The following is a 16,375-nucleotide window of genomic DNA, read 5'->3' as shown; positions in this document are numbered from 1 at the left end:
TTTTTAGAGCACAGTTCCTAAAACTTGGATCAGTTTAAGGTAAAATTATGCTCCAATTTTAAAGTGTTAGAGCCGCCTTTGCACGCCCAATAGGGCGCCCGGCGCTCTAATCCTTGAATGCGTTGTATTCGCTGAGTTCCATGAGACGGTAGAAATCGGCAAGTGTCTTGCCGCGTTCGGAACGGAATGTGCGACCTGCATTACCTGCCGTAAGAATACGGTCTGTGCGGAAAGTGCGGAAAGCGTTGCGCAGCTCGCACCAGCCAATCACTGTCCAGACCTTGCCCCAGAACCAAAGGCCCAGCGGACGAATATCGCGCTCGCTCTCTTTCGCTTCGAGGTCGCGATAGCGGATATTGAGAACTGTGCCTTCATCGACAGCACGTTCGACCGCATCAATGATGCGGCGTTCGCTTACGCTGATGCTGGCCGAGGGCGCGTGAATCTGAGTGCCGGTAATACGGGCGCGCTCTTCCTTGGGCAGAACGGCCTCGATTTTTACCAGCGCTTCTTCAGCACCTCGCGCCATGGAAACACCGCCCCAGGCGCGGATCAGGCGCGCACCTGCCACAAGCGCCACGATTTCATCGCGCGTGAACATGAGCGGCGGCAGTTCAAATCCTTGCCGCAAAATATAGCCGACACCCGCCTCGCCATCGATGGGTACCCCGGTCGATTGCAGATCGGCTATGTCGCGATAAATGGTACGTTCGGAGACTTCAAGCCGTTCGGCAAGTTGGCGCGCGGTGACAAGTCTGCCACCACGCAGGTGCTGAACAATCTGGAAAAGGCGGTCTGCGCGGCGCATGGTGATCTCAAATATATTCGCGAGCAAAGAGCGCACGCATTTCGCCAATACGCTCCTGTTCGCTAGGAAAAAGTGTTTCCAGAAAAGCAACAGCGAACGTGCCGGGTGCGGTACCCGGTGCCGAGACGATGCGCTTGTCCGCAACCGCATTTGGCACATCTTGGTAGCGGCCGGCGCCTGCATATTGCGGTGCACGTTCCGCAATCCATTCGCGGCCGTTGCTGGTGTGATTGATCCCATTGAAAATGCCTGCACGTGCCAGCGCGAGTGTTGCGCCGCAAATGCCTCCAACCACACCACATTTTTGTGCGATGTCGCGCAAGAGCGCAGTTAGATCAGGAGCTTGAGGTGTTGCCCAGAGATCGGAGCCGATGACGGCAATGGCGTCGAGATCAGTGTTCTCTTCCGGAGCCGTACTGCGATCTGGCGTTAGCCGAAAACCGCTGAGAGAACGGACCTCGGCACCGGCGGGGGCAAGTGAAACGGTGTTTGCGCCGAACCATTCGCGTGCCGATGCCGATAAAAATCCATACTCCCAATCAGCGAAGCCATCAACGAAGACGAAGCCGACCAATTTGGTATCTGCCATGGTGTCATTTCCTCCCATCGGCAGCGTTTCGACGCTGTTCGAGATAGCGATCCGGCCAGCCCATATCCTTGCGTAAGTCACGCGGCAGATTGTCGAGCGCTCGTTGTGTGAGGATGAAGCGTCGACGTTCGTCCTGCCTGCGCATGTATTCTTTCAAAACTGCGAGCAGTGGTGCGATTGCGAGTGCCATAGTGAATCCCTCTTCTCTGGAAACACACTATGACACAGGGCTCCTGACAGCTATCTGTCAGGAGGATTGCATTATTATCATCCTAATATTAGTACGCCGCAATGACCTGATCAGGCTTTAAATCGTGGTACGGCGGTATCGCTGAGCGGCAGGCGGCCACCATCCGCATAGATCGTCTGGCCGGTGACATAGCTCGAATCACGAGATGCCAGAAACGATGCAATCGCTGCGATTTCAGAGGCTTGACCGATTCGCCCAAGTGGTGTGCGCTCGATGATCTTTTTGCGCGCTTCGGCATCGGTGTTTACGGCCGACAGCATATCAGTTTCGATGGAGCCCGGACCAATTGCATTGACCCGAATCCCCCATTTGGCAAGTGCCACTGCCATCGTGCGTGTCAGCTGGTTCATGCCGCCTTTGGAGACGGAATAGGCAAGCTGTTCCGGTAAGCCGAATATCGCATTGATCGATGACATGTTGATGATGCTGCCAGCGTCTCCCCCTGCTTCAACGCGGGCGACCATGCGTTTGGCGACAGCTTGACCGCAGAGAAAAGCCCCCTTGAGATTGACGCGCATCACGCGGTCGAAGTCTTCTTCCTTGAGATCGAGAAACTCAGCCTGATGCACGATGCCTGCATTGTTGACGAGGATATCAATCTCACCAAGATTGGTGGCGGTATAGGTCATGAGATTATGGATATCGAGTTTGTCGCCAACATCACAAGCGATGGCGAGAACCTTGCCATACTGTTCCAGATCCCTGACGGCCTTCGATGCTCCTGCACCGTCGACGTCCGACACAACAACGCTCGCACCATCCATGAGGAAACGCTTGGCAATGGCATAGCCAATACCGCGGGCAGCACCCGTGACGATTGCCACCTTGCCTTCTAACTGCATCAATCAATCTCCGAATTTTGCGGGAGAGTGGACCGGCGATTTTCGCCGGTCAAGAGTATGAAGCGCGATTAAAAAGTTCAGGCAAAGGCCAGACCGATATGCCGCTCCCGCAGAACCGAGCTGATCTCATCCAGAATTGCCGGGTCATCAATGGTGGCAGGCATCTTCCAATCGTCACCGTCTGCGATTTTCTGTATCGTTGATCGCAATATCTTTCCCGAGCGGGTCTTGGGCAGGCGCTTTACGGTCAAAGCCAGTCGGAAAGCGGCAACGGGGCCGATGACATCGCGAATCATGCTGATGCATTCTTTTTCGACCTCGTGCGTATCGCGGTCGATATTGGATTTCAGCACGAGGAAGCCGCAGGGCACCTGTCCCTTGACGGAATCAGAAATGCCGAGCACCGCACATTCGGCAACATCGGGATGGCTGGAAAGCACTTCCTCCATGGCACCGGTCGAAAGACGGTGGCCCGCGACATTGATGATGTCGTCGGTGCGGCTCATGATATAGAGATAGCCATCTTCATCCATGTAGCCGGCGTCAGCCGTTTTATAATAGCCGGGGAACTCGTTGAGATAGGCTTTACGGAAACGTTCGTCCGCATTCCAAAGCGTTGGCAGACAGCCGGGCGGCAATGGCAACTTGATCAGGATATTGCCGAGTTGGCCGCGCTCCACTTCGTGGCCTGCATCATCGAGCACCCGAATATCATAACCGGGCAGGCAGACGGCAGGCGAGCCATATTTGGTTTCGAGCAGTCCAAGACCAAGCGGGTTGGCAACCATCGGCCAGCCGCTTTCCGTCTGCCACCAGTGATCAATTACCGGACAGCCGAGCAGATTTTCCGCCCAGTGGATCGTGTCAGGATCAGCGCGTTCGCCTGCAAGATACAGGGCGCGGAATTTGGAAAGATCGTAGCGGCGCACGAAATTGCCGTCCGCATCTTCCTTCTTGATAGCGCGCAAGGCGGTGGGCGCGGTGAACATCACTTCAACGCCATGTTCAGCGATAATGCGCCAATAGGTTCCGGCATCGGGTGTTCCGATGGGTTTGCCTTCGAAAAGGATACTGGTCGCGCCTGCAATGAGCGGTGCATAAACGATATAGGAGTGACCGACGACCCAGCCGACATCGGATGCCGCCCAGAACACCTGTCCCGGCTCAATACCGAAGACATGTTTAAGCGACCATGCAAGCGCCACCATATGCCCGCCATTGTCGCGCACGACACCTTTGGGTTCGCCGGTGGTGCCCGATGTGTAAAGCACATAGAGCGGATCAGTGGCTGCTACCGAAGTACATGGCACATGGCGGCCACGTGCAGCATCGACTGCCGTTCGATAATCGATATCGCGACCATCAATGAGATTGTGCAGATGCTGTTCGCGCTGGAGGATGATACAATGACCGACCTTGTGTCGGGCCGTTGCAATCGCCTTGTCGAGCATCGCCTGATAGGGCACGACGCGGGTGGGTTCGATGCCGCATGAACCGGCAATGATCATTACCGGTTTTGCATCATCGATACGGGTTGCGAGCTCATTGGCGGCAAAGCCACCGAAGACCACCGAATGCACGGCTCCGATTCGGGCACAGGCCAGCATGGCGATGGCTGCTTCCGGCACCATCGGCATATAAATGAGAATGCGGTCGCCTTTGCTTACACCATTGTCAAGCATGACTGCCGAGAGGGCTTCCACCTCTTCGAGCAATTCGGAATAGGTGAATTTGCGCGCTGAGTTTGTGACAGGGCTATCATAGATGAGTGCCACCTGATCGCCGTGCCCATTGGCGACATGGCGGTCGAGCGCGTTGTAACACGTGTTGCATTCAGCACCTTTGAACCAGCGGCCGTACACACCTTCATCGCTTGCGAGAACCTGATCCCATGGCTTGAACCAGTCGATGGCTCTGGCTGCTTCAGCCCAGAAGCCTTCAGGGTCATTCTGCCATGCGGCGTAGGTTTCGGCATATTTCGATGTCATGCTGTTCCTCCCAGAAGCACACGCTCTATCGGACCAGATGATCCTCCAAAGCGTCGCGATAACGTGCTGGATGAAAGCGCAAGACAGGCCAATTTGACCCTGTCTCCTCCACGCGCTTTTCATCTCCTCCGGTGGCTAGTGTATGCTGACGATTAAAGCCTCGTCCATGAAACTTAAGATGAATAAGTATATCACAACCACTGCATAAATTGACGAGGCTTGCAGGATGCTGATCGCTGGGCCACAAGGGGGCCACAAGGGGGAATGAGAGGTGTTTTGTGTTCAAAGTCTTGCCTGTGCTGCTTATGGCCCTCATGGGCTTGCACATCATCAAGCCACTTGGCTGGCCGGGTTTGAAGAAGCGTGGCGATTTCTGGAAGATCGCGGCGTTTGCGATTTTTGCCATGGCGATGGCGGTCGGGTTTCATTTCACTGAAAACTAAAAAGCCCGGTCGGCTCATGCTCTAAACCGGGCCTTTTATCATGCAGCATAGTTCAGGCTGCTTTTTCGAGATCTTTCTTCCAGCCGCCGGTTGCAGCAAGACCGTTCATCTTGGCGCGATGCGCAAAGGCGCGCTGGCCAGCGGCAACATTCTCATCCTTGCCGCTCCATGCTTCCAGTGAAGCTGCTTGCAGCGCGCGGCCATAGGAGAAGGTCATCTTCCACGGCATGTCGAAGCTTGCATTCATTGCCGACAAATGTGCGGTTGCTTCTTCGCCGGTCTGACCGCCGGAAAGAAAGGCAATGCCCGGCACGGCAGCAGGGACCGTGTTGCGGAAGCAGCGAACAGTCTTTTCCGCCACTTCTTCGACAGAGGCTTTGCGCGCCTTCTTGCCGTCTATAACCATGTTCGGTTTCAGGATCATGCCTTCGAGCCTGACGCGTGCGTCGTAGAGTTCGGTGAAGACGGTCTTGAGCACCCATTCGGTGACTTCGTAGCAGCGGTCGATGGAATGATCGCCCGGCTTGCCATCCATCAGCACTTCCGGCTCAACGATCGGCACGATGCCTGCTTCCTGACAGAGCGCTGCGTAACGGGCGAGGGCCTGCGCGTTTTGCTTGACCGCTCCCCATGTCGGAAGCCCATCAGAAATCGAGACTACGGCGCGCCATTTCGCAAAGCGGGCGCCAAAGCCATAATATTCGTTGAGGCGTTCACGCAACCCGTCGAGACCTTCGGTGATGGTTTCACCCTCAAAGCCTGCAAGTGGCTTGGCACCGGCATCCACCTTGATGCCCGGCACAGCACCTGCCTTGCGAATGAGATCGACAAGCGGCGTGCCATCCTTGGCTTTCTGACGGATGGTTTCATCGTAAAGAATGACGCCGGAAATGTAGTTTTTCATCGCCTCATCAGAACGAAACAGCATCTCGCGATAATCGCGGCGTGATTCCTCAGTTGAGGCGAGGCCAATGCTTTCAAACCGTTTTGCAATGGTGCCGGAGCTTTCGTCCGCAGCCAGAATTCCCTTGCCGTTTGCGACGAGTGCAATTGCAATATCTTCAAGACGTTCGGTCATATGTAAGCTCCTTTAAACCCTTACGGGGCCAATTATGGGAAGCTCAACAAAGAGCTTCAGCTGCTCTCAAGGCACATAATCATTGTCGATAGCAGAAGAGTTGGGTCAACAAAATGGCAGTACAAGTTGTTGAAACGATTGAAATTTTTTCAAACGATTTAGCCGAGGCAAGTTTTCTTGCCGACTGTCAGAACTCTGCTCCAATTCGCATGCAGAACGAATATTCCAGATTCGACAGACGAATATGCGATTTCATCGCGATTTGGTTTTGACATGACGCCTGAGAATCCCATCTAAAGGATATCAATTAAAAGGAGGAGAGATGCGAAGTGCCCTACTAAGCCTGCCATTCATTCTGGCTGCATCGATGATCGCCCTTCCGGCTCAGACCGCGTTTGCGGAGAGCATCAATGCAGGAAGCAGGGAAGCCACCACTGAATTGCCTTTCAATGTCGCAGCAGTGGCGGAATTTGACACACCATGGGCGATTGCATTTCTGCCGGGCGGCAAACTGATCCTCACCGAGAAGGGCGGCAAGATTTTTGTCGTAACCGGAAAGGGTGAGAAGACGGAAGTTTCAGGCGTGCCGGAGGTTTTGTTCAGCGGCCAGAACGGTTTGCTGGATGTTGTTCCTGCGCCTGATTTTGCCAAGAGTAAGGCGATCTATTTCACCTATGTCATGCCTGAAAATGGTGGAGGCGCGCTCATATTGGCGCGTGCTACGCTGTCCGAAAGTAAGGGCAAGGCAGAGCTTAAGGATCTCAAGGCAATCTGGCAGCAGGGCACGGCCGCCAAGGGCGGGCAGCCCGGCGGCAAGATCGCGTTTGCGCCTGATAAAAAGCATCTGTTCCTGTCGGTTGGCGATCGCATGTCGCCCGCAACCGCACAGGATGACAATGCGCCGATGGGCAAGATCCTGCGTATGAACCTCGATGGTTCTGTGCCAAAGGATAATCCGATGGCTTCCGAAGGCGGCGTCAAGGCCCTGACATGGTCAACGGGTCATCGCAATCCTTATGGGCTTGCTTTCGCGCCTGACGGCAAATTGTGGGAACATGAGATGGGGCCGCGTGGCGGTGACGAGTTCAATCTCATCAAGCCCGGTCTTAATTACGGATGGCCGGTGGTCTCCAACGGCGATAATTATAGCGGCCGACCGATCCCGCGCCACAGCACGCGGCCAGAGTTTGAAGCACCGATGCTGTTCTGGACACCGGTGATCTCGCCGGGCGGACTGGCATTCTACAAGGGCAAGATGTTTGCCGACTGGAATGGCTCTGCGCTGATCGCTGGCCTTTCGTCGATGGCGCTGATCCGTGTGACGATCAACAGCGATGGTCAGCCGAACGAAACCGAACGCTTTGCCATGGAAAATCGTATCCGTGACGTAGCCGTTGGACCAGATGGTGCGATCTGGGTGATCGAGGATGACAATCCGGGCAGGTTGTTAAAACTGACGCCTAAGCCATAAAGAAAAAGGCCGCTGGTTTCAGCGGCCTTTCTTTTTTACTTCTTCAGCACATCAACGCCGGGAAGTGGTTTGCCTTCCATCCATTCAAGGAAAGCGCCGCCAGCGGTCGAGATATAGGTGAAGTCGTCGGCAACGCCTGCATGATTGAGTGCTGCAACGGTGTCGCCGCCGCCGCCGACCGATACCAGCTTGCCAGCCTTGGTGCGGGCAGCAACATGCTTGGCGGTCTTGACCGTTGCTGTATCGAACGGACGCAGCTCAAACGCGCCGAGCGGACCGTTCCAGACGAGCGTTGCCGCATCATCGATGGCCGAGGCGATCAGATCAGTCGAAAGTGCGCCTGCGTCGAGAATCATGCCGTCGCTTGGCACGGCATCGACACCATAGGTCTGGTTTGGCGTGTCGGCAGCAAAGTGCCAGCCCACAACCGCATCAACCGGCAGGATGATAGCGCATTTGGTCTTTTCAGCCTTGGCCATGATTTCGCGTGCGGTATGGGCAAGGTCATGCTCGCAAAGCGATTTGCCGACATCGTGGCCCTGTGCTGCGAGGAAGGTGTTGGCCATGCCGCCGCCGATCACCAGTGCATCGACCTTTTCAATCAGGTTCGAGAGCAGGTCGAGCTTGGTGGAAACCTTGGCGCCGCCAACGATTGCTACAACGGGACGGACTGGCTGGCCGAGGCCCTTTTCAAGCGCTTCAAGTTCTGCCTGCATGGCGCGGCCTGCATAGGCTGGCAGCACATGTGCCAGACCTTCGGTCGAAGCGTGGGCGCGGTGCGCCGCCGAGAAGGCGTCGTTGACATAGATGTCGCCATTGGCCGCGAGTGCTGCGACAAACTCCGGATCGTTCTTTTCTTCGCCCTTGTGGAAGCGGGTGTTTTCTAGAAGCAGAACATCGCCGTCTTTCAGCGCATCGACTGCGGCCTTTGCCTTGTCACCAATGCTGTCTTCCGCAAAATGCACGCCATGACCGAGCACTTTCGCCAGCGGTTTGACGACATGCTTCAACGAGTTTTCATCGGAAGCAACGCCTTTTGGACGACCGAAATGGGCGAGCAGAATAACCTTGGCGCCCTTCTTCGACAGTTCCGAAATAGTTGGAACGATGCGTTCGATACGGGTGAGGTCGGTTACCTCGCCGCTAGCCATCGGCACGTTGAGGTCAACACGAACCAGAACGCGCTTTGATTTGACATCGGCATCATCGAGGGTACGGAAACTCATGATATTTCTCCCGGGGCTTTTTCCGGTCGCCTGCAGGTCTTCGTCTTTCAGACAGGCAGGCGCTGGAACAGGGTTGGGTAATCAGTGACAAGCCCGTCTTCATCGACAGGCAATTCAGCGGTGAACGTGCGATCAGCGGCAGCGTAACGGTAAAGCTTGCCTTCCTTAAGACAGGTATATCGTTGGCTGTCGCGCAACGGGCGGAAACTATTGAACGGTACGTAAAGCATGTCGAGCTGCACTGTTCCGCTTTCGGGCGTCAGGCCCAGACGGCGGATAGGCAAGCTATTGGTGAAGGGTGTCCCTGCCAGATCAATGTCTATGCAACCATCAAACTCGGGTAGTGCGTCTCCGGCCATTGTGGTCCAGTGCCCATTTCCATCGGATTTGAGTTCGAGACTTAAGCCGGATGTCGTTTCGATGAGGAAATGGAATACGCGCCAGTCGCTCGCGCAATCGATGCTATAACGTGCACCGTAGGGAACATCGCCACGCTCGCCGATAAGAACGCCAGTGGCGTTGAAAGTGTTACCGGCGGGCGTGATATTGAGATGTTCGAGCCCTTCTCCTTCCAGCGAACGCCAGCGCGCAACGGTGGGGAGAAGGGAGCGAAACATTGAAGCTCTGCTTAGATCAGCTTGCCGAAAGCGACTGCAGTGTCGCTCATGCGGCTCGAGAAGCCCCATTCATTGTCATACCACGACAGGATACGCACCATGGTGCCGTCCATGACCTTGGTCTGGTCGGTGTGGAAGATCGACGAATGCGAATCGTGGTTGAAGTCGTGCGAAACCAGTGGTTCATCGGTGTAACCGAGGATGCCCTTGAGGCGGCCATTGGCTGCTTCGCGGATCGCATTGTTGATTTCTTCAACAGTGGTCGTGCGCTTGGCAACGAAGGTCAGGTCAACAACCGAGACATTCGGGGTTGGAACGCGGATTGCAACACCGTCGAGCTTGCCTTTCAGTTCTGGCAGAACCAGACCAACAGCCTTTGCAGCACCCGTCGAGGTCGGGATCATGGAAAGAGCTGCTGCGCGAGCGCGGTAGAGATCCTTATGCATGGTGTCCAGCGTCGGCTGGTCGCCAGTGTAGGAGTGGATCGTGGTCATGAAGCCCTTTTCGATGCCAATGACATCGTTGAGAACCTGAGCCACTGGCGCAAGGCAGTTGGTGGTGCAGGAAGCATTGGAAATGACCAGGTGGTCCTTCGTCAGCTTGTCGTGGTTGACGCCGTAGACGACCGTGAGGTCAGCACCGTCGGCAGGAGCCGAAACGATGACGCGCTTGGCGCCTGCTTCAAGATGAAGAGCAGCCTTGTCGCGTGCTGTGAAAATGCCGGTGCATTCCAGAGCGATATCGACGCCTTCTTCCTTCCACGGCAATTCAGCCGGGTTGCGAACAGCGTGTACCTTGATTGGACCGTAACCAACGTCGATGGTGTCGCCAACGACTTTTACTTCCTTTGGAAAACGACCATGAACGCTGTCATAGCGCAGAAGATGCGCATTTGTTTCTACAGGGCCGAGATCGTTGATTGCAACGACCTGAATGTCGGTGCGGCCCGATTCGACGATAGCGCGAAGGACATTGCGGCCGATGCGGCCAAAACCGTTGATTGCGACGCGAACTGCCATTTTCTCTAAATCTCCCGAAAGGGTTCTGCATATGCAGTGGCTTGATAAAACAGTTGAACGCGTTTGGGAACGCCTCAACTGGAAACATAAACGCCGGCGTGTTTAACGCCGGCGTTTGATAATTATGCGGCGGCGTTGAGTTTCTTTTCCGCAGCTTCAGCAGCATGTTCAGCAGTAATGCCGAAATGCTTGTAGAGATCGTTGATCTCGCCAGAAGCGCCGAAGCCCTTCATGCCGATGAAGATGCCGTTTTCGCCGATGAAGCGTTCCCAGCCGAGGCCGAGCGCTGCTTCGATAGCGATCTTGACCGGTGCATCGCCGAGTGTTGCCTTCTTATATGCATCGCTCTGCTCTTCGAACAATTCAAAGCAAGGAACGGAAACAACGCGGGTTGCGATGCCCTTGCCTTCGAGAAGGTCGCGAGCCTTGAGTGCGATTTCCACTTCCGAACCGGTTGCGAAGATCGTGACCTTGGCGTCGTTGCTTGCAGCTGCAAGTTCGTATGCGCCGAATGCGGAGAGGTTTTCTTCGCGATGTTCGGTACGCACGACTGGCAGGTTCTGACGGGTCAGAGCCAGCGTCGAAGGGGTCTTTGTCGACTTGAGGGCAAGCTGCCAGCATTCTGCTGCTTCCACTGCGTCTGCCGGACGGAAGACGTTGTGGTTTGGAATTGCGCGCAGAACAGCCAGATGTTCGACCGGCTGGTGGGTAGGACCATCCTCGCCAAGACCAATGGAATCATGGGTCATGACATAGACGACGCGGATGCCCATCAGCGACGACAGACGCATTGCCGGACGGCAATAGTCCGAGAAGGTCAGGAAGGTGCCGGAGTAAGGAATGACGCCGCCATGCAGTGTCATGCCGTTCATCGCAGCAGCCATGCCGTGTTCGCGGATACCGTAGTGGATGTAACGGCCACCGTAGTTTTCTGGCGTAACAGCCTTGGTCTGGCTGGTCTTGGTGTTGTTGGAACCTGTGAGGTCGGCTGAGCCGCCGATGGTTTCAGGAACAACGCCATTGATGACTTCCAGAGCCATTTCCGACGATTTACGGGTCGCAACCTTCGGCTTTTCAGCGGAAAGCTTCTTCTTATATTCGTTGATTGCGTCATCGAAGTTTGCAGGCAGATCGCCGCGCATGCGGCGTTCGAATTCTGCACGGGTTTCAGCATCGACATTTGCGAGACGCTTTTCCCATTCCTGACGCTTCTTGGCAGCGTTCAGTCCAGCAACGCGCCATGCGTCGAGAACCTCAGCAGGAACCACAAATGGTTCTGCCGACCAGCCAAGTGCCTTACGGGTCGCAGCGATTTCTTCTGCGCCGAGTGGCGAACCGTGGACCTTGTTCGTGCCAGCCTTGTTTGGCGAACCGAAACCAATGGTGGTCTTGCACGCGATGAGCGTTGGCTTTTCCGAAACCTTGGCCAGTTCGATAGCCTTGGCAATCGCATCCTGATCATGGCCGTCAACAGCAAGCGTATTCCAGCCGGAAGCGGCGAAACGTGCGGGCTGGTCGGTGTTATCGGAAAGGGTAACAGCACCATCGATGGTGATGTTGTTGTCATCCCAGAAGACGATGAGCTTGTTAAGCTTCAGATGACCGGCAAGCGCGATGGCTTCCTGGCTGATGCCTTCCATGAGGCAGCCGTCACCAGCGATCACATAGGTGTAGTGGTCAACAAGGCTATCGCCGAACTGCGCGTTCAGGATGCGCTCGGACAGTGCCATGCCGACAGCATTGGCAATGCCCTGACCAAGTGGGCCGGTTGTGGTCTCGATGCCTGCGGCATGACCATATTCCGGGTGGCCTGCGGTGCGCGAGCCCAGCTGACGGAAATTCTTGATTTCGTCGATGGTGATGTCTTCGTAGCCCGAGAGGAAGAGCAGCGAATAAAGAAGCATTGAGCCGTGACCTGCTGACAGCACGAAACGGTCGCGATCTGGCCAATGTGGGTTCTGCGGGTCGTGCGACAGGAAGCGCGTATAGAGCGTTGTCGCGATGTCGGCTGCGCCCATCGGCAGGCCGGGATGGCCTGAATTAGCTTTCTCGACCGCATCGATCGAGAGAAAGCGGATGGCATTGGCCAGCTGGTTTTGCTTGTCGGAATTCGTCATGGTCTCAGCCGTCTTTCCAGAGTGGTTTTAACGGGGTTGCGGCGATGCCTCGGGACTGAAGCACGAGCTCCTTATACTAAACGATTTAATCAATTTAAACCGATTAAATTCTGTAGATGCTCGTGCGACAGAAGGCTTTGGGACACATAGCACCTGTTACCGAGGAGTCAACAAAACGATGACTTTTGAACGATAAACAGTCTGCGATTGCCTGGGGGAAGCGGGCAATTTATGGGCTATTCATCACTGAAAAGCCTTTTTTGAGCGGATAACGGTGCATGAACGGCCAGTCTGGCTCGTCATTTGTTGCTTATCGGGCGGTCGATTATTACAGTCTTTTCAAAGATGCCCGTCCGGCAGGCGCGATTCGATGTCTGTGATCTGGCATTGGAAAGGATATGGATGGCACCCGAAACGACCCTCAGGCAGGTCCTTGAACGGCTGGAAAAGGCACTCAATACGCTTGAACAAGCGGTGGACCTGCGGCTGGACAAGGAAGGCGATTTCGCCGAAGCCGAGGAAGAGGTGCAGCGCATGAACGCTGACCGCAGCCGTCTTGCTCAGGAACTCGATCAGTCTGAGGCGCGCGCGGAACGGCTGGAAGCCGCAAATCGCGAAGTCTCACGTCGTCTTGTGACGGCTATGGAGACCATACGCGCCGTTCTGGATCGATAGGGGAATAAGCATGGCGACTGTTACCGTTACAATCGACGGCAAAGCTTATCGCATGGCCTGTGACGAAGGGCAGGAGGAGCATCTCTCCGGTCTGGCTGATCGTTTCGACCAGTATGTTACCCATCTCAAGTCGTCTTTCGGAGAAATCGGCGATCTGCGTTTGACGGTGATGGCTGGCATCATGGTGATGGATGAGCTTGCTGAAACGCAAAAGCGCATCAAAGGCCTTGAAACCGAGATTGAAACCTTGCGTCGATCCCGCGATGAGGCGCTGACCAGTGCTGACAAGAACGATGCGGCGATTACCGGCATGCTTTCGGATGTGGCCGCTCGTCTGGAACAGGTTGCCTCGCGCATTGCGCCGCGCCCAAGCTCTTCGTAAAGAAAATATAATAGCTCATAACAAGGAAGCTACTGGCGCTCACCTCTGACAGGGCCTATATAGGTTGTCGGCGTACTGCGCTTCCCGACAGGTGTTACAGCATCCCCGGGGCCTTATTGATCTCTAAGGGAGCTGTCCCTGTGAAGGCCTGTGGGCTTTCGCATATGGCGCCCACCTACGTTGTAGGTTCCCGGGATCAATCACAACCATCGGTCGTCGTGGTCGCCACTTTTCTTTTACTTATGCATTTTTCCTAACTTATGCGTTGTTCGGCCCAAAGTTGCCTCGCGCTTTTGGCACGAATGCTCTAAAACGCGTTATCCTTCAAAGATATGTGCGTTTTTCGATGAATTCTTCTCCTCCCAATTCACCCGGTTTTTTTGAACGTTTGCGCGTTGCTGTTCCAGTGGCAGTGGCTTACGGGCTGATGCTCTATATCCTGATCTGGGTGAACACGGCGCGGGAATGGATGCCGTTCATCGGCGGGCTTATGCTTTTGCCGATGGCGATATCGAGCCTTGCTTCTAGCCTCAGTGATCCACGTGCAGAAAAAGGCCTGTGGCGCCATGTAAGAATGGGCTGGATGATTATCGGCGGCCTGGTTGTTGTCAGCATGGTTGGGTTCAGAGAAGGTGGCATCTGCGTGGTGATGGCCTCGCCATTCTTCTGCGTTTTCTCTGCACTGGGTTCCTGGGTGACGCTTTCGCTTATTCGTCGTTTCCGCACACCGCGCTCCACGATGCTTGTGGTCGCGCTGCCGTTGCTGTTTTACCCGCTTGAACCATTGCTGAAATATGAGCCGCATGATGGGGCTGTGACGACGATCATCGATATTGCAGCGCCGCCGGAAGTGGTGTGGCGGCAGACTGTCGAGATCCGCGATGTTCGTCAGGACGAGCTGTCATGGACATTCAGCCATGGCATTGTTGGCGTTCCGCAGCCTGTGGATGCGCGCCTTGAGGGCAAGGGAATCGGTGCCGTACGTCAGCTGGAATGGACGCGGGGCGTCAAGTTTCAGGAAATCGTGACGCGCTGGGAAGAGAACAGGCTTCTGGCGTGGGATTTTCGTTTTTTACCTGATTCGATCCCGGCGGCTGTCGAGGCCCATATTGATGTGAACAGCGACTATCTCAAGCTTGCCAATGGCGACTATCGCCTTGAGCCTCTGCCCAACGGTCACACGCGTCTCACACTCACCACCCGCTATCAGATTGCGACGCCGATCAATTTCTATTGTGACCTGTGGGGCAAGGTTTTCCTGAATGATTTTCATGGTGTTGTGCTGAAGGTCATACGGGATCGTTCAGAGCGGATTGCAGCTGCTTCTTGACGGATGCCGTCATTCCGGTTCCACTAGCAAAGTAACTGGAGGGCGCTGTAATGAACGATGACGGACAGCAGCAGGGTGACAACAAGCAAGTGCTGAGGCGTATGGTGCTGTCGCGCCGCGACTCACTTGACCCCCGGTTTCGCTACGAGGCTTCCTTGTCGGCTGCGAAAAAGGCCGAAACGGCCATCGTAGCTCTCAAAGGCATGATGATCGCAGGTTATTGGCCTATCCGTTCCGAGATCGATCCACGTCCGTTGTTGTCTTTCATGCGTGAAAAGGGTGTAAGGCTCTGCCTGCCTGTCGTGCTCGACAAAGAGACCATCGCTTTCCGTGAATTTCTACCCGATGCGGAACTGGTTCAAACCGGGTTTGGGACCATGGGGCCGGACAAAAATGCTCCGCTGGTCGATCCTGCGATCATGCTTATGCCGTTGGCCGGTTTTGACAGCCGCGGTCATCGGCTGGGCTATGGCGCCGGACATTATGACCGGGCGCTGGCGCGCTTTGCCGAGCGTGGTCTGGAGCCGCTGTTGGTCGGAATGGCTTTTGACTGTCAGGAGGTGCCGCGTGTGCCCAATGAGCCGCACGACATTGCTCTTCACCATATACTGACCGAGACCGGCTTGCGCTCATTCAATCAGGGCTGATAAAGACGCATTTATGAGATTACTTTTTCTTGGTGACATGGTGGGCCGGTCGGGGCGCACGGCGGTCTATGAAAAGCTGCCGGGGCTGATTTCTGATCTCAAGCTGGATTTTGTGATCGTCAACGGTGAAAACGCCGCTGGCGGCTTCGGCATTACCGAAGAGATTTTCCACGACACGATCCGCGCGGGCGCGGATGTGGTGACGACGGGAAATCATGTATGGGATCAGCGTGAGGCGCTGGACTTCTCCAAGCGTGAAGACCGTTTTCTGCGTCCGGCCAATTTTCCGAAAGGAACGGCTGGTAAGGGCGAGGGGCTTTACATCGCCAAGAACGGCGCGCGCGTGCTGGTTTCCAACGTGATGGGCCGTGTGTTCATGCATCCGGACCTCGATGATCCTTTCATCGCTGCCGAGAAGATTCTTGAAGCCTGCCCGCTCGGTGAACAGGCGGATGCGGTATTTTTCGATTTTCATGCGGAAGCAACCAGCGAAAAGCAATGCTTCGGCCATTTTGTCGATGGCCGTGCCAGCGCTGTTGTTGGAACGCACACCCACGTACCGACCGCGGATTGCCAGATTCTGCGCAACGGTACGGCCTATATGTCTGATGCAGGCATGTGCGGCGATTATGACTCATCGCTTGGTATGGATAAGGAAGAGCCGCTCAACCGCTTTCTGTCAAAGGTGCCCAAAGGTCGTTTTGAAGCGGCCAGCGGGCCGGCCACGATTTGCGGTGTCGGGATAGAGATATCGGATCGTACAGGACTTGCAGAAAAAGCGGCCCCTTTGCGTATCGGCGCAAGGCTTGAAGAGACCATTCCATCGTTCTGGAAATAAAGCATTTGAGCCAAAAGCGGGAACCGCTGTAACGCTTCATTTTTTGCTGATTTAC

17 protein-coding genes and 1 other RNA gene are annotated in these 16,375 nt (G+C 55.3%); 8 read left to right on the top strand and 10 right to left on the bottom strand.

All coding sequences use genetic code 11. The features are described 5' to 3' along the window. Positions 1-106: 106 nt before the first annotated feature. From ACSME1_RS05015 to ACSME1_RS04995, 5 genes are all read right to left on the bottom strand, one after another. Complete coding sequence (locus ACSME1_RS05015; RefSeq protein ID WP_024895748.1) at positions 107-808, bottom strand: helix-turn-helix transcriptional regulator; 702 nt, start codon at positions 806-808, stop codon at positions 107-109. A 7-nt stretch (positions 809-815) separates the two neighbouring features. Then, entirely contained in the window at positions 816-1,397 is a 582-nt protein-coding gene (locus tag ACSME1_RS05010; protein ID WP_024895747.1) for a DJ-1/PfpI family protein, read from the bottom strand. 4 nt (positions 1,398-1,401) lie between these two features. Then, positions 1,402-1,587 carry a hypothetical protein gene (locus tag ACSME1_RS05005; RefSeq protein ID WP_024895746.1) on the bottom strand — a complete coding sequence of 62 codons (186 nt, stop codon included), beginning with the start codon at positions 1,585-1,587 and terminating at the stop codon, positions 1,402-1,404. Between the two features lie 110 nt (positions 1,588-1,697). Beyond that, a complete protein-coding gene (locus tag ACSME1_RS05000) occupies positions 1,698-2,489 on the bottom strand; it encodes an SDR family NAD(P)-dependent oxidoreductase (RefSeq protein ID WP_024895745.1) in 792 nt (263 codons plus the stop codon). Positions 2,490-2,566: 77 nt separating this feature from the next. Continuing rightward, on the bottom strand, positions 2,567-4,477 hold the full coding sequence (locus ACSME1_RS04995; RefSeq protein ID WP_105706857.1) for a propionyl-CoA synthetase: 1,911 nt from the start codon (positions 4,475-4,477) through the stop codon (positions 2,567-2,569). Between the two features lie 236 nt (positions 4,478-4,713). Between ACSME1_RS04995 and ACSME1_RS04990 the strand changes: the two genes are divergently transcribed. Beyond that, positions 4,714-4,920: a hypothetical protein gene (locus tag ACSME1_RS04990; protein ID WP_105706855.1), complete on the top strand. Its 207-nt coding sequence runs from the start codon at positions 4,714-4,716 to the stop codon at positions 4,918-4,920. A 52-nt stretch (positions 4,921-4,972) separates the two neighbouring features. On the opposite strand, the gene ACSME1_RS04985 is transcribed toward ACSME1_RS04990, so the two are convergent. Then, entirely contained in the window at positions 4,973-5,998 is a 1,026-nt protein-coding gene (locus ACSME1_RS04985; RefSeq protein WP_111787203.1) for a class I fructose-bisphosphate aldolase, read from the bottom strand. 322 nt (positions 5,999-6,320) lie between these two features. Here ACSME1_RS04985 and ACSME1_RS04980 point away from each other — a divergent pair, with 322 nt between their 5' ends. Further along, positions 6,321-7,469, top strand: a complete 1,149-nt coding sequence (locus ACSME1_RS04980) for a PQQ-dependent sugar dehydrogenase (protein WP_024895742.1) — start codon at positions 6,321-6,323, stop codon at positions 7,467-7,469. 35 nt (positions 7,470-7,504) lie between these two features. Here ACSME1_RS04980 and ACSME1_RS04975 read toward each other — a convergent pair whose 3' ends face one another. The 4 genes from ACSME1_RS04975 to tkt all read right to left on the bottom strand — a co-directional run bounded on the left by ACSME1_RS04975 (position 7,505) and on the right by tkt (position 12,448). Continuing rightward, a complete protein-coding gene (locus tag ACSME1_RS04975) occupies positions 7,505-8,695 on the bottom strand; it encodes a phosphoglycerate kinase (RefSeq protein WP_024895741.1) in 1,191 nt (396 codons plus the stop codon). A gap of 47 nt (positions 8,696-8,742) precedes the next feature. Beyond that, positions 8,743-9,312, bottom strand: a complete 570-nt coding sequence (locus ACSME1_RS04970) for a putative glycolipid-binding domain-containing protein (RefSeq protein ID WP_024895740.1) — start codon at positions 9,310-9,312, stop codon at positions 8,743-8,745. 11 nt (positions 9,313-9,323) lie between these two features. Further along, a complete protein-coding gene (gap, locus tag ACSME1_RS04965; RefSeq protein WP_024895739.1) occupies positions 9,324-10,331 on the bottom strand; it encodes a type I glyceraldehyde-3-phosphate dehydrogenase in 1,008 nt (335 codons plus the stop codon). Between the two features lie 122 nt (positions 10,332-10,453). After that, complete coding sequence (gene tkt / locus ACSME1_RS04960) at positions 10,454-12,448, bottom strand: transketolase (protein ID WP_024895738.1); 1,995 nt, start codon at positions 12,446-12,448, stop codon at positions 10,454-10,456. A 402-nt stretch (positions 12,449-12,850) separates the two neighbouring features. On the opposite strand from tkt, the gene ACSME1_RS04955 reads away from it, so the two are divergent. From ACSME1_RS04955 to ACSME1_RS04930, 6 genes are all read left to right on the top strand, one after another. Further along, the gene (locus ACSME1_RS04955) at positions 12,851-13,123 is read left to right on the top strand and encodes a DUF4164 domain-containing protein (RefSeq protein ID WP_010661399.1); all 273 of its coding nucleotides are present in this window, start codon (positions 12,851-12,853) and stop codon (positions 13,121-13,123) included. A 10-nt stretch (positions 13,124-13,133) separates the two neighbouring features. After that, complete coding sequence (locus tag ACSME1_RS04950; protein WP_024895737.1) at positions 13,134-13,505, top strand: cell division protein ZapA; 372 nt, start codon at positions 13,134-13,136, stop codon at positions 13,503-13,505. Positions 13,506-13,574: 69 nt separating this feature from the next. Continuing rightward, a non-coding RNA gene (gene ssrS, locus ACSME1_RS04945) (6S RNA) lies at positions 13,575-13,733 on the top strand. Positions 13,734-13,851: 118 nt separating this feature from the next. Continuing rightward, positions 13,852-14,835 (top strand): hypothetical protein, encoded by a 984-nt coding sequence (locus ACSME1_RS04940; protein WP_024895736.1) that lies wholly within the window; start codon positions 13,852-13,854, stop codon positions 14,833-14,835. A gap of 50 nt (positions 14,836-14,885) precedes the next feature. Continuing rightward, a complete protein-coding gene (locus tag ACSME1_RS04935; RefSeq protein ID WP_105706852.1) occupies positions 14,886-15,482 on the top strand; it encodes a 5-formyltetrahydrofolate cyclo-ligase in 597 nt (198 codons plus the stop codon). A 13-nt stretch (positions 15,483-15,495) separates the two neighbouring features. Next, positions 15,496-16,320 carry a TIGR00282 family metallophosphoesterase gene (locus ACSME1_RS04930; protein WP_024895734.1) on the top strand — a complete coding sequence of 275 codons (825 nt, stop codon included), beginning with the start codon at positions 15,496-15,498 and terminating at the stop codon, positions 16,318-16,320. The last annotated feature ends 55 nt before the right edge of the window (positions 16,321-16,375 follow it).

The sequence above is a fragment of the Brucella pituitosa genome, assembly GCF_965577835.1.
GTDB lineage: Bacteria > Pseudomonadota > Alphaproteobacteria > Rhizobiales > Rhizobiaceae > Brucella > Brucella pituitosa.
The sequence above is the reverse complement of the archived record's forward strand: the minus strand, read 5'-3'. Positions and strand labels throughout refer to the sequence as shown.